The organism is Shewanella sp. ENK2, assembly GCF_043568515.1.
Taxonomy (GTDB): Bacteria; Pseudomonadota; Gammaproteobacteria; order Enterobacterales; family Shewanellaceae; genus Shewanella; species Shewanella japonica.
Map to the genome: position 1 here is coordinate 2,408,726 of NZ_CP171406.1, position 13,663 is coordinate 2,422,388.

Here is a 13,663-nt window from a genome sequence, read left to right on the forward strand (position 1 = left end):
GTTACATACGCTCTAACGTTTCGATACCTAACAGAGATAACCCTGTTTTTAAGGTCTTAGCGGTTAACTGTGACAACAATAAGCGGCTTTGTTTTTGCTCTTCAGTTTCTGCTGCAAGAACTGGACAAGCCTCGTAAAAGCTTGAGAACTCACTTGCTAACTCATAAACATAAGCACACATCACATGTGGTAATGCTTTATCTGTCATACGAGCCAGTACTTCACCAAACTGAGCAAGTTTAGTACCTAGCTCTTTTTCTTTATCATGTTCAAGTACAATTTTCGCTTGGCTCAAATCGATATCTTCAGCACGTTTGAAGATGCTAGCCACACGTGTGTATGCATAAAGAAGGTATGGTGCAGTGTTGCCTTCAAAGCTCAGCATTTGTTCAAAGCTGAAAATGTAATCACTGCTACGGTTTTTAGATAAGTCAGCGTATTTAACTGAGCTAATACCAACAACACGCGCAATTTCAATGATTGTCGCTTCGTCCATATCAGGATTTTTACTGCGAACTAATTCGATTGCACGGGTGTTTGCTTCATCTAATAAGTCGACTAATTTAACCACACCGCCACTACGAGTTTTAAATGGACGGCCATCGGTGCCATTCATTGTTCCGAAACCTGTGTGCTCTAGAGATAGCTCTTTACGGACAAAACCAGCTGTTTTCGCTAGGCTAAATACTTGCTGGAAATGCAGTGCTTGGCGTAAATCAACGAAGTATAAAGCACGATCAGCTTTTAAAACGTTTGAGCGATAACGCATGGCTGCTAAATCAGAGGTGGCGTATAAGTATCCACCATCGGCTTTTTGGATAATAACGGGTAATGGCTCACCATCTTTGGTGCGGAATTCTTCTTGAAATACCACTTTAGCGCCGTTGCTTTCGCTTAATAGGCCTTTACTATCAAGATCTGTTACGACTTGCTCTAGGTCGTCATTATAAGCACTTTCACCGTGAACATCTTTACGGGTTAAGCTCACGCCTAAACGTTCGTAAACTTCATGACAATGATTTAACGAGATGTCATTAAATTCACGCCATAATTTATTGCAGTACTCATCGCCCGATTGCAGTGAAACCACTAAATTACGTGCACGTGTTGCAAAATCTGTTGATTCATCGAAGCGGACTTTAGCGGCACGGTAGAAGGTTTCCAAATCTGAAAGTTCAAGTGCTGCTTGCTCGCCATTCGCTGCTCGTAACTCTTCCATGTAGGCTAGTAGCATGCCAAATTGTGTGCCCCAGTCACCCACATGGTTTTGACGGATAACATCATGGCCTAAAAATTCAAGTGCACGAACGACACTGTCGCCAATAATCGTTGAACGAAGGTGACCTACATGCATTTCTTTAGCAAGGTTAGGCGATGAATAGTCCACGACGACTCTTTGTTTTTCTGGTAACGAAACGCCTAAGTGTTCATCTGTTAGGGCATGTTGTAGTTGGTTTGCTAAGGCATTTTCATCGATAAAAAAGTTAATGAATCCTGGGCCTGCAATATCGACCTTAGCCACATGGCTAGACGCTGGAAGATTATCAATAATCAACTGAGCAATTTCACGAGGATTTTTTTAGCGACTTTGGTTAGCATCATGGCCAAGTTAGTGGCGAGATCACCGTGACTTTTATCTTTGGTTCGCTCCACTTGAATGCGTGCCTGAAAATCAGCTGGAATAATGCCTTGTTGCTTAAAAGAGTCGATGGTTTGTTCTAGTAAAGATGCAATATGTGATTTCATGGGCGTTTATTAGCACTAACTTAAAGTGGATGAGTGGAGTAACCTTGTATTTTACCCGCTAATGCTATGCAAATGCTATCTCAGCGGGGTAATTAATCGAGTTTTTTTGATTTTCTTTGCTATCGAGCTAAACCCATTGTGCTGCAATTTGATTACATTAAATCTTGCGGATCGCGATCGATACTCCAGCGACAACGTTTACTCTCTGTCAACGCTTCGATTTGGGGAAGAACAGATTCAAATTCTTGTTGTAAACGCTGTCGATTTTTAGCTTGAAATAACAGTTGTCTGCGATATTTTCCGGCTTTTCTATCCAGGGGCGCAGGCATGGGGCCAATGACTTCAAAATCTCTATCTTGAGGCAACAGGTTCGCGACTTGTTGTAGAAAATTATCAGCATCTTGTGCTAAATGAGCATCGGCTCGCAACAGTACCATGTGCCAAGCGGGAGGAAGTAGTGCTTGTTGGCGCTCTTCTAACTGAGCTCGCGCAAATTTACCGTAACCATTTTTTAATAAATCATGCAGTATTGGATTTTCGCTTTGATGGGTTTGCAGTAATACTTTACCGGGTTTGTCGGCGCGTCCTGCTCGCCCAGAGACTTGGGTGTAAAGCTGAGCAAAGCGCTCAGGTGCTCTAAAATCAGCACTAAAGAGTGCGCCATCAACATCCATTAACCCCACAAGTGTGACATCGGGGAAATGATGCCCTTTGGCTAGCATTTGGGTGCCCACCAAAATTTTGTACTCACCCTTTAAAATACTGGTGAGTTGTTTTTCTAATGAGCCTTTTTTGCGTGTGGTATCACGATCGATACGTACCACGGGGTACTGAGGGAATTCTTGCTCTAATGCTTGAGCAAGCTGCTCTGTTCCCGTGCCATGGCCCATTAGCATGGTGCTACCACATTCATGGCATTGATGTGGAATAGCGTATTGATTGCCACAATGGTGGCAACAAATTTCGTTCAACCCTTGATGTACGGTAAAAAAGGCATCGCAGCGATCGCATTCATGCAAATGACCGCACTCATGACACAATAATGCAGGTGAGAACCCGCGACGATTGAGAAATAAAAGGACTTGATTGCCCGCATCAAGATGCATGCGCATTTCATTAATTAGCGAAGCAGACATCCCTGATTTTAAAGGTTGTGAGCGTATATCGATAATACCTTGCTTAACTTTTTGTGCAGCACCTGCGCGCTCTGCCAAGGTTAAATGCGTATAGCGGCCAATAATCGCATTTTGCAGCGTCTCTAGTGATGGGGTTGCTGAGCCTAAAATGACTTGGACATCTTCTAAATGCCCCCGCATAACAGCTAAGTCGCGGGCGTGATAACGCACACCTTCTTGTTGCTTAAAGCTACTATCGTGCTCTTCATCTAAAATTATCAGCCCAGGAAAGGCCATTGGGGTAAATAAAGCGGATCGTGTACCGATGATAATGGCGGCTTCACCACAACGAGCTTGGCGCCACGCCTCAAGACGTTGATTATCTGTTAATGCAGAATGAATAACGGCAATATTCACATCAAATCGACGTTTGAAGCGATTAATGGTTTGTGGTGTTAACCCGATTTCAGGCACTAAGATGAGTGCTTGTTTACCCTGTTTTAAGATGGTTTCTAAAATCGATAAGTAGACTTCTGTTTTACCTGAACCGGTGATACCTTCAAGTAAACTGCAATGAAAGCCTTGTTGTTGATTTAAAACTGAAACGGCAACTGCCTGTTGCTTATTGAGCTTTAACGGTGTTTCAGTCATATTAAGTTGTTGGCGCCAACTTAAGTCGGTTTCACTGGTGACATGTTTAGGCTCTACCCAGCCCTTATCCTCTAATGCTTTGAGGGCAACTTTGCTAAGTTCTTGGGTGGTAAATTCTTCTTGGCTAATGGCTGATTTTTGTAAAAGTTCGAAGAGTTTTTTTGTGCTGGAGCACGTTTCAGTACACTGACATCGACCTGTTTTCCTGTCTCGTTGAGGCAATAAAAGGTGACGGTTTGCGGTTGTGCACTTAAGCCTTTTCGCAGCGCGACAGGCAAGGCTTGACTTAACATTTGGCCTTGGCTAGCAAAGTAATACCTTGCCGCCCATAAAGTGAGCTTATACAGTGAGGTAGGTAATAAAGGTTTGTCGTCTAATAGTGCGGTAAATGGTTTTATTTTATTCGCAGGGACGTCGCATTCATTATTGATAGCGGTAATTAAGCCGACAAGTTGTTGTCTACCAAAAGGGACTTTAACCCTTAGCCCAAGTTGTATTTGCGATACGTTGGCTTCGGGGACTTGGTAACTAAAGGTTTGCCGCATAGGAACCGGCAAAGCAACCTCAACAAACACGGGCATAAGTTATCATCATTAAGAATTGAGAGGGTCTAGTTTACTAGAGCCAGAACATAAAGAAATAGAATAAGAGAAAATTGATGTTAAAAGGAATATTCAGTAAGGCCAGCTTAGCTCTCTCCCTTTTTTTATTTTCATTTATTGCTCAGGCTGCCCTGACGCATATCAGCATAAACAGTAGGCAGTTTGAGTTGGGTCAACACCCAAAAATCAAACTTAACATTGTTGCCTCTAGCAAAGACTTGTCTCGGCTTAGTATTCATTTGCGACAAACTAATGATGATAAAGAAAGCATGGAAGAGTTAATGGTACAGCCTATCAGTAGCTTTATGTTATTTGCTATTGGTGTTGAAGATGTGAGCGATCCGAAAGCAAAGCTGATCGTCAGCGAATATAAAGGCAACAGCTGGCGTCAATTTGCTGTATTACCGGTTTTTGATTCTCCATTTATTAAAGAAACAGCTAAAACTCAAATAAAAATAGATAAGCAAAAACAACTGCCAAAAGTGGTCACTCAGGCTAAGCCTAAATTGGCTTCATCAAGTCAATCAGTTGCGGAAAAACCTTCAACTAGTCGACCTTCAACGACAGCAAAAGTTCTCAATAATAAGCCGACGTCTACGATGGCTCATTGTTTTATTGAAAGGCAGGCATCAGATACTTTATGGCGCATTGCTACTCGCTATCAAAGTGAGTGGGATTTAAACGTCTATGGAGTGATGATGGCAATTTTTGATGCTAACCCTCAAGGCTTTTCTAAACAGAAAATTCATTTAATCAGACAAGATGTAACACTGGCATGTCCTTCACAAGAGCAGCTAAATCAGTATGGTAATAAAGCACAAGATAAGCTGAGATTTGAGGCGTTACAGCAACAACATCGACAGTGATAATTTTTACTTGTCTGGACTGAACAGATACTGTACTATTGCGCGCCTTAACACTATTGTTATTAACGCATGTGGTGCTCAACTTCGGGTTGGGAGAGCGACATGGCCTGCTATTAAGGTAATCCAAATGAAACCAGGTATCCACCCAGACTACGCTGAAGTAACTGCAACTTGTACTTGTGGTAACGTAATTAAAGTTAACTCTACTGTAGGTAAAAACTTACACTTAGACGTATGTGGTGCATGTCACCCATTCTACACTGGTACACAGAAAGTTGTTGACACTGGTGGTCGTATCGACAAATTCAACAAGCGCTTTGGTGCACTTGGTAAAAAGTAATTGCGACTGCAATTATTTTAAGAAAAAGACGCCTTCGGCGTCTTTTTTTGTTTTTGGATTAAATTTTTAAAAAAATTAAAATTTTTAGTTATAAATTATGTGTTGCCAGTTAGGTTGATAATATTGTTATTTAGGCAAACTATTTGTAACTTTATCATGCTGATTCTGCTTTTTTATGTCAAATCTTGTTATTTTTCTACATTTTTAAGTCTTTGATTCTTATTGTGATGATTTATTTAATATCGATAAATTGTAACTTGATCAAATTCTGCCGATTAAAGATAACTTTTGTTAATTTTTCATTTATACTCCCTTTCCAAAGCACGCTACAGCTCATTTTACTGACATTCAGTAAAGTTAGTTTTAATGCGTTGCGACTGAATTAATCTTACTTTCGCCGTATAAATTGCCTCATTCAGGAATAAAAAATGTCAGATTTCCGCCAGCAAGCTCTCGATTATCATGAATTTCCAGTAGCAGGTAAAACTGCTGTTAGTCTTACTAAACCTGCTCAAACGAGCCATGATTTATCTCTGGCATACAGTCCTGGTGTTGCCGAGCCTGTACGTGAAATTGCCGCAAATCCTGACGATGCATATCGCTATACCAATAAAGGGAACACTGTTGCAGTTATTTCAAATGGTACAGCAATTTTAGGTTTAGGTAATTTAGGCCCATTAGCATCTAAGCCAGTTATGGAAGGCAAGGCCTTACTGTTTAAGCGTTTTGCGAATATCGACTCTACAGACATTGAGGTGAAACACCGTACCACTGCAGACTTCATCAATACGGTTGAATCGATTGCGGATACATTTGGCGGTATCAACCTTGAAGATATTAAAGCTCCTGAGTGTTTTGAAATTGAGCGTGAGTTGATCGCTCGCTGTAATGTCCCTGTGTTTCATGATGATCAGCATGGTACTGCCATTGTTACCGCAGCAGGAATGTTGAATGCGTTAGAGATTCAAGGTAAAAAAATCGAAGATGCCATCTTTGTGTGCCTAGGTGCAGGTGCTGCTGCCATTGCGTGTATGACAATGATTGTTAAGTGTGGTGCACAACGTGAAAATGTTTACATGCTGGACAGACAAGGCGTTATTCATACTCGCCGTGAAGACATCAATGAGTACAAAGCATTATTCGCTAACAATACTGACAAGCGTACACTTCAAGATGTGATTAAAGATGCTGACGTGTTTTTAGGCCTATCAGGTGCAGATTTATTATCGGCTGACGATATTGCGTTAATGGCGCCAAATCCAGTTATCTTTGCCTGTTCAAACCCCGACCCTGAAATTAAGCCTGAGATTGCGCATAGTATCCGTAAAGACTTGATTATGGGAACAGGCCGCAGTGATTACCCGAATCAGGTTAATAATGTACTTTGTTTCCCGTTCATCTTCAGAGGTGCATTAGATGTGAGAGCGTCACAAATTAATGATGAAATGAAGATTGCGGCAGTTAAAGCCCTTGCTGCTATTGCTAAAGAGCCAGTTCCTGCTGAAGTCCTTGCTGCTTATCCAGACGTCGATTCAATGACCTTCGGTCCAGAGTACGTGTTGCCTAAACCAATGGATCCACGCTTACTAAAAAATATTGCGAGTGCGGTGTCACAAGCGGCTATTGATTCAGGTGTGGCAGTATTAGATAAAGTACCTACTGATTACTCACTGTAAGCGATTGGTAAGGTGAAATACAAAAGGGGCGAAAGCCCCTTTTTTGTGTCTACAGAAATCGATAAAGATTAGGTTTGCCTTTTACTATAAGCTACTGAATAATCATCTACAGTTGAGTGGTGAGTATTTGGCATGATTAGGCCAAATGCTGATAATAATAAAATCTCACAGTATTGCGCTTTAGCAGGACGCTGATAAATGAAATTAACCAAAATTTTAACGAAAAAATTGACCAGTTTTTGGCTATTGTCATTAACTGCTGTCGGAGCGATTTTTTTATTGGTGCATTAATCAGCTTTATCCAGCTCACCTACAAATTTCAGCAACAAAAAGTCACTCAATTAGAATCAATGCTCGTGGAGCATTATCAGGCTGACAGTCATTGGGAGCTACATGCTTGGCTACCGCCGATTTTAATCGCCTACAATACCACTTCATTTAAATTAACTCAGGGCGATACCATTTTATTTGAGTATTACTCGCCAACACCTGAGCCTAATCCAACCTTATATAAACACGTTATCGACGCAGATAAGTCGTTATCGATGGAGCTTAAGCTACCTCAGCCGTTTTTATTACATCAATTAGGCTGGTACGAGTATTTAAGCTTATTGATTTCATTTATCGCGATTGCTTTATTTGTCCGCTATGGTCTTCGCTGGTTTAACCATGAGCTTGATGGTATTGAGCAAGTTGCCGAGCGCAGTATGCTTGTGATTGAGGGGGAGCATGAAAAAGCACTGCAATTTTCAGGCAAAGGCCGCCCTCGCTTAGTCAATAGGGCAATGACTAAGTTGCTTGAACAACTGCAAGATGCGCAAAAAGAGCGTGGCCGCTTTGACCAATTTATTCGCTCTAAAACCTTCCTCGATCCTGCTACTCGTATTGGTAATCGAATTTTCTTTGAAAATAGACTCGAAGCACTGACGCATCAAAGCAGTATGATTGCCCACGGTGTGATCTTGCTCATTAACTTTGACGATTTGGATTTACTGCTTCAACAAGAAGGCGATGACATTGTTAATGAGCAACTTAACGACTTCGTACAAGCGATTACACAAGTTTTACTCCCCTATGAAGATGTCACTTTTGCACGGTATGATTTTAATCAGTTTGTGATTGTCGTCCCTCAGCTTTCTTTAGATGAAGCTGATAGTTTGGCAAACAAACTGCTGAAACTGGCTATTAGGCAACTACAAAATCAGTCAGACACTCAAGATAACTATGTGCATTTAGGCGCTGCTTTTTATAGTGCAGGAGACATGCAAGAACAAGTATTAGAAGAAGTTGAAATGGCACTAAAAGCCGCGCAGCTTCAACGTAGTAATAACTGGTTTATGTATGACAAAGGCGCTGTAGATAAGGAAATAGCAAAAGGCTCTGTGCGATGGAGAAGCTTTTTAGAAAACACATTAGTGAATAAGCGCTTTGTTGCGATTACGGAAAAGGTCATTGATAGTGATGGGCATACTTGCCATCAAGAGGCATTTAGCCGTGCAATTGATAATCAGGGTAATGAAGTTAGGGCGACCTTATTTATTCCAATGGCGAACAAGTGTGGCTTGATGCCTCAAGTTGAAAGGCAATTAATAGAAACAGTCATGTTTGATTTGATGGTGAATAATCAAGATCACTATAGTATTAACTTAAGCCTCGACTCGTTAACGAGTCGTGCATTTAGCCGTTGGTTAAAAATCACCTTGATGGAACATCGTCATTTAGCTTCCCGTCTTACTTTTGAGGTGTCAGAAGATATTGTGGTGAAACATCAGCATAAATTGGTAGAAAATTTGAATATGCTTCGCAAAATAGGAGCTAAGCTGTGTGTTGACCATGTCGGATTGCAAGTTGTGGGTACTCACTATATTCAAGAGTGCCACTTTGACTTAGTAAAACTACACCGTTCGATTATTCACCAAATCCACCTAAAACCTGAAAACCAGTTATTTATTCGTAGCCTAATTGGCGGCTTATATCGTGCTGAAGTGCAGGTATTTGCTGAAGGTGTGACTCAATTTGAAGAATGGCAAACATTGAAAATTTTAGGTGTGAGTGCCGCTCAAGGGGATTTTTTTAATTAACAGCGACCCCAACCCTGTGTCGCACATTGATACCTTCCAATCCAAAGTGGTATGTAATTTGTATTGCTTTATATTTCGCCAAATTAACATCTTATTCACCATTAACAATTGCGCTACATTTGGGGTGTGGTGAGATTGTAAAACTTGAGTATCAAGGCATAACAATCTATCTTAAATGTATACAATATTTTTAAGATTATTTTTCTATAAAATTAAGTGATTAGCAGTTAAAATGTCGTACGGTATTTTTTTGACTTATTTTCCTGCTCAGAACGTTCTTTATGTTACATAGTTGTTGGTTTTGAACTGGTATTTTTGAGTGAAGTGAATCGTTGCTGTGAAGTTGCATGGTCTTTGCCGCTATGTGTTATTTTCCTGATTATCTGGGCACAGGGTTTTGAATGAATAATGGTTTTTTAAGTAAATTGACCTTTTGGCGCCAAACTCAAGTTTCTGCAAAACTTGGGGTGTATATCAGTGCAACTCACATTAGTGTTTTCCAGGCCGATTTATCAGGTACTCAACAGCAAGAACTTGATTCTACTAATCAAAAAAACGCTAACCTCAGTTTATCTGACAACATACAGCAATTTGCCTTTAACGGTGAGAATTGGGCAGAGGTGCTGGCTGAGATTAAAGCGAGCTTTGGTGCGGCGAAATTACACATTGTATTGGCTGAATCATTTTATCAATTGATTGTGGCTGATAAACCCAATGTAGAGGCGAATGAATTAAACCAAGCATTATTATGGGCGGTAAAAGATTTAGTGACCGAACAGGTGACGAACATTCAATTAGATTATTTTGAATCATCGCTCACGACAACAGGAAAAATAAACGTTGTGGTCGCCAATAAAATGCAACTTTCTACCTTGGCACAATCCTGTGAGCAGCATGGCTTTGTAATTGAGGATATCACCATTGAAGAGTTAGTTATGCCGCGTTTATTTGACGATCAAGCACCGCACATGGTGGTGAGTCATGTACCAGAGCAAGAACTGTTACTAACGGTCGTCAAACAAGGTGAGCTGTTGATGCAGCGTCGAGTTCGTGGATTTACCCAAATAGATAAAGCCAGTGCCGCCGATTTGCAGTATGGACTCGCTGACAATCTGAGCTTAGAAATTCAGCGTTCAATGGATTATTTTGAAAGTCAGCTGCGTCAAGCTCCGGTTGCTTCAATTGATTTATTGATTGATGGAGAGTGCCAAGCGTTAGTGCCATTGGTATCGCAGAACTTTAATCAACCAGTCAGCGCAATTGAACATACGTCTGTGGCAAGTCAATTGGCTTATTTGGCCGCGGTGGAATTAACCGGAGGTGATGCATGATAAAAACCACGGTTAATCTTTACAGTGCAGATTTATTGCCTGCTAAATTAAGATTGTCTTTCCAGCGCATGATGATGGCAGTTGGCGGGCTTATCGTATTTAGTATGTTGATTTGGGCAATTGGCTATTGGTCTGTTACAGGTCTGAATGCAGAAGTGTCGAGCGTTTCTGCTGCTAAATCTTCACTTGATACTCAAAAAAATGCACTTGAATTAGAGATATCAACTCGTGCACCAGATCCAGAACTTGTTGCGAGTGTTGAATTGGCTCAACAGCGTTTAGATTTAAAACGTTTATTATCGGGTGAGCTCAAGCAACGTGAGAATTTAATCAGTCAAGGCTATTCAAATTTACTGACCGATCTTGCTAGCGTATCAGATGGTTCGGTGTGGCTCAGCCAAATTAACATTAACCAACAACACTTTGAGTTCGAAGGTTATGGGGCGCAGCCACAAAGTATTCCGTTATGGGTCGAGAAGTTAAAGCACACCGAAACATTGAAAGGGTATGCATTTTCAACCATGACGATGGATAGAGGCGAGTCAAAACCTATTGCTTTTAAGTTATCTAGCACGCCAGACGTGGAGGTAAAAAAATGAAGCAATTATGGCAGCAATTAGACACTAAATTTAATGAGCTGAGTCAGCGTGAGCGGGTCTTAATTTGCATTGCAACTCTAGTTGTTATCGCGATGGTCGTTTACCTTCCTGTTGAAAGTATCTTTAAAGAAAGACAAAAGCTTAATCGACAGTTAAGCCAATTGAATACCGATATATCCGTTTCTGAGCAGCAAATCGCTTTGTATCAGCAACGATTAGCAATGGATCCCAACACAGATTATCGCAACCGATTAACCTTGATTGAAGAGCAAACGGCTGTTGCTGATGCAGAGCTTGATAAACAAATGGTATCTATGGTGCCTGCTAGCTATATGCCAACCGTGCTCACTAACTTGCTTGCCAATGTTCAAGGCGTGAAGCTGTTATCTTTTGGATCGATAGCGCCAACACCGTTATTGCAAGTGGGCGAAGAAGACAAAATGAACTTATACAGTCATGGCATTCATTTGACGTTGGAAGGGAGCTTCTTTTCCATTTTGGCATTTATTGAGTCAATAGAATCCATGCCAGATAAATTGTATTGGAAACGTCTCAATTACCATGTTGATACTCACCCCAATGCCACTGTCGAACTCGAGCTATATACCTTGAGTATTAATAAGGAGTTTATCAGTGTCGCAGAATAAATTAATTTTATTAGTGCTGGGCTTGTGTGTTTTTAGCGGGTTTGCTTCAGCCAAGTCATTAAGAGATCCGACATTACCAGGACAAGGTTATGTGACGGCCTCAAGTGGTGGGGAGCGAGTTGAATCATTGGTACTCAATAGCATTGTAAAAAGTGCTAGCCCTCACGCTGTAATCAATAATCAAATTTTTTCTGTTGGTGAGCGTGTTGATGGCGCCAGAATTGAATATATCGGCAAGAGTTACGTTAATTTGTCTGACGGACGAAAGCTTAAGCTATTTCAGTCGATAACAGAGCGATAGGACAAGAACAACAATGAAATTTATTAAATACGCAACCCCTCTGCTATCTCTTTGTTTGCTAGGTTGTCAAACAACAGACAGACCTGATCCAACGACGTCTAAAACGGAGTTGAGTCAATCACTCGCTGAAGCGCAAACGGCGCAAAATATTGTGCCGCCTCCTGCGCAAATGCCTGAGGAAATTCAACGTGAACTCAATGGTTCCAGTTTACTTGGTGGGGCGACATCTTTACCTAAAGAGCGTCGATTTGATGTGTCTGCTAATGATGTAGATGCAAAAGTTTTCTTCCCAAGCCTTGTTCAAGGAACGCCACTAAGTGTTGCTGTTCACCCTGAAGTTAGCGGGACTATATCCATTTCATTAAACGGCGTAACCTTGTCGGAAGTGATTAAAGTTGTTGAAGATATTTACGGATACGAAGTGAGCCGTGAAGGTCGTATTTTGCGTATTTTCCCTGCTGGAATGCGCACAGAAACTTATCCGCTAAATTATCTTTATATGGAACGAGAAGGGCTATCGTTAACCTCGGTGAGTTCTGGCCGTATTTCAGATAATAATGACAATTCAAACTCCAACTCGAATTCGAATTCGAACTCCAACAGTAGCTCATCAAGTAGCAACTCGAGTAATAATAACAACTCCAACAATAATAACGATAGTAACGACAACACTAACGGCACCTTTATTCGCTCGAAAACGAAATCTAATTTCTGGGGTGAATTAGAGAAAACCTTAGTATCAATTATCGGTAATACAGGTGGCGGGCGCCAAGTTGTGATAACGCCACAAGCAGGCTTAGTGACTGTAAGAGCGTATCCTGATGAATTACGTCAAGTCAGTACATTCCTGAAAAAAGCGGAAACGCACTTACAACGCCAAGTGATCCTAGAAGCTAAGATATTAGAAGTAACATTATCGGACGGTTACCAACAGGGTATTCAGTGGGATAACGTATTAGGACACGCAGGCAGTACCGATATTAACTTTGGGACTTCACCAGGTAGTGGCTTAAGCGACCAAATCACTAATGTCATTGGTGGTGTGACGTCAATTAGCCTTACAGGAACAGACTTTAGCACCATGATCAGCTTACTTGATACCCAAGGCGATGTAGATGTGCTGTCCAGTCCTAGAGTCACCGCTTCAAACAACCAAAAAGCCGTAATTAAGGTTGGTAATGATGAATACTTCGTAACTGATGTCTCGTCAACGACAGTGGCAGGTACAACACCTGTAACGACTCCTCAAGTTGAACTCACCCCTTTCTTTTCAGGTATCGCGTTAGATGTGACACCACAAATCGATGCAGACGGTAATGTGTTATTACATGTTCATCCATCCGTTATTGATGTCTCAGAGCAAGTTAAAGAAATTAAAGTTAGCGGTTCAAGTTTAGAGTTACCACTGGCTCAAAGTGAAATTCGTGAGTCAGACACTGTGATTAAAGCCTCTTCAGGGGATGTCGTTGTGATTGGTGGCTTAATGAAAAGTGAGAACATCGAAGCGTTGTCTAAAGTGCCTTTATTAGGTGATATTCCATTTATTGGAGAAGCTTTTACTAATCGCAGTAAATCAACAAAGAAAACAGAACTTATTATCATGCTAAAACCTACCGTAGTAGGAGCTGATACTTGGAGTAATGAATTACAACGCTCTAAAGATTTACTTGATCGTTGGTATCCTGAGCAGGAGTAACGGCTAAATGCC

The 13,663-nt window shown here is 41.1% G+C and carries 10 protein-coding genes and 2 pseudogenes; 9 read left to right on the top strand and 3 right to left on the bottom strand.

Going from position 1 to position 13,663, the window contains the following annotated elements; translation table 11 throughout:
* Position 1: 1 nt before the first annotated feature.
* The 3 genes and pseudogenes from argS to ACGEDC_RS10740 form a co-directional block, all read right to left on the bottom strand.
* Positions 2 to 1,746: pseudogene (gene argS / locus ACGEDC_RS10730) on the bottom strand (arginine--tRNA ligase).
* Positions 1,747 to 1,898: 152 nt separating this feature from the next.
* A complete protein-coding gene (priA, locus tag ACGEDC_RS10735; protein WP_394498147.1) occupies positions 1,899 to 3,734 on the bottom strand; it encodes a primosomal protein N' in 1,836 nt (611 codons plus the stop codon).
* Between the two features lie 110 nt (positions 3,735 to 3,844).
* A pseudogene (locus ACGEDC_RS10740) lies at positions 3,845 to 4,093 on the bottom strand (primosomal protein N'); the annotation flags it as partial.
* A gap of 188 nt (positions 4,094 to 4,281) precedes the next feature.
* Here ACGEDC_RS10740 and ACGEDC_RS10745 point away from each other — a divergent pair.
* The 9 genes from ACGEDC_RS10745 to mshL all read left to right on the top strand — a co-directional run bounded on the left by ACGEDC_RS10745 (position 4,282) and on the right by mshL (position 13,651).
* Complete coding sequence (locus tag ACGEDC_RS10745) at positions 4,282 to 4,980, top strand: FimV/HubP family polar landmark protein (protein WP_394498149.1); 699 nt, start codon at positions 4,282 to 4,284, stop codon at positions 4,978 to 4,980.
* 127 nt (positions 4,981 to 5,107) lie between these two features.
* Positions 5,108 to 5,320 carry a 50S ribosomal protein L31 gene (gene rpmE / locus ACGEDC_RS10750; protein ID WP_055022928.1) on the top strand — a complete coding sequence of 71 codons (213 nt, stop codon included), beginning with the start codon at positions 5,108 to 5,110 and terminating at the stop codon, positions 5,318 to 5,320.
* A gap of 428 nt (positions 5,321 to 5,748) precedes the next feature.
* The gene (locus ACGEDC_RS10755) at positions 5,749 to 6,996 is read left to right on the top strand and encodes a malic enzyme-like NAD(P)-binding protein (protein WP_394498152.1); all 1,248 of its coding nucleotides are present in this window, start codon (positions 5,749 to 5,751) and stop codon (positions 6,994 to 6,996) included.
* Positions 6,997 to 7,235: 239 nt separating this feature from the next.
* Positions 7,236 to 9,077: an RNase E specificity factor CsrD gene (gene csrD, locus ACGEDC_RS10760; RefSeq protein WP_394498154.1), complete on the top strand. Its 1,842-nt coding sequence runs from the start codon at positions 7,236 to 7,238 to the stop codon at positions 9,075 to 9,077.
* A 401-nt stretch (positions 9,078 to 9,478) separates the two neighbouring features.
* Positions 9,479 to 10,408: an MSHA biogenesis protein MshI gene (locus ACGEDC_RS10765; RefSeq protein WP_394498156.1), complete on the top strand. Its 930-nt coding sequence runs from the start codon at positions 9,479 to 9,481 to the stop codon at positions 10,406 to 10,408.
* Complete coding sequence (locus ACGEDC_RS10770) at positions 10,405 to 11,007, top strand: PilN domain-containing protein (protein WP_065109623.1); 603 nt, start codon at positions 10,405 to 10,407, stop codon at positions 11,005 to 11,007. The genes ACGEDC_RS10765 and ACGEDC_RS10770 overlap by 4 nt, the downstream gene beginning before the upstream one ends.
* A complete protein-coding gene (locus ACGEDC_RS10775; protein WP_065109624.1) occupies positions 11,004 to 11,654 on the top strand; it encodes an MSHA biogenesis protein MshJ in 651 nt (216 codons plus the stop codon). The genes ACGEDC_RS10770 and ACGEDC_RS10775 overlap by 4 nt, the downstream gene beginning before the upstream one ends.
* Positions 11,641 to 11,955 (top strand): MSHA biogenesis protein MshK, encoded by a 315-nt coding sequence (locus ACGEDC_RS10780; RefSeq protein ID WP_394498159.1) that lies wholly within the window; start codon positions 11,641 to 11,643, stop codon positions 11,953 to 11,955. The genes ACGEDC_RS10775 and ACGEDC_RS10780 overlap by 14 nt, the downstream gene beginning before the upstream one ends.
* Before the next feature lie 13 nt (positions 11,956 to 11,968).
* Positions 11,969 to 13,651 carry a pilus (MSHA type) biogenesis protein MshL gene (gene mshL, locus ACGEDC_RS10785; RefSeq protein ID WP_394498161.1) on the top strand — a complete coding sequence of 561 codons (1,683 nt, stop codon included), beginning with the start codon at positions 11,969 to 11,971 and terminating at the stop codon, positions 13,649 to 13,651.
* The last annotated feature ends 12 nt before the right edge of the window (positions 13,652 to 13,663 follow it).

Bases quoted from the DNA above. Each gene is read 5' to 3' on its own strand.
- rpmE (WP_055022928.1), top strand. From the start codon at position 5,108: ATGAAACCAGGTATCCACCCAGACTACGCTGAAGTAACTGCAACTTGT.
- ACGEDC_RS10755 (WP_394498152.1), top strand. From the start codon at position 5,749: ATGTCAGATTTCCGCCAGCAAGCTCTCGATTATCATGAATTTCCAGTA.
- ACGEDC_RS10765 (WP_394498156.1), top strand. From the start codon at position 9,479: ATGAATAATGGTTTTTTAAGTAAATTGACCTTTTGGCGCCAAACTCAA.
- ACGEDC_RS10770 (WP_065109623.1), top strand. From the start codon at position 10,405: ATGATAAAAACCACGGTTAATCTTTACAGTGCAGATTTATTGCCTGCT.
- ACGEDC_RS10775 (WP_065109624.1), top strand. From the start codon at position 11,004: ATGAAGCAATTATGGCAGCAATTAGACACTAAATTTAATGAGCTGAGT.
- mshL (WP_394498161.1), top strand. From the start codon at position 11,969: ATGAAATTTATTAAATACGCAACCCCTCTGCTATCTCTTTGTTTGCTA.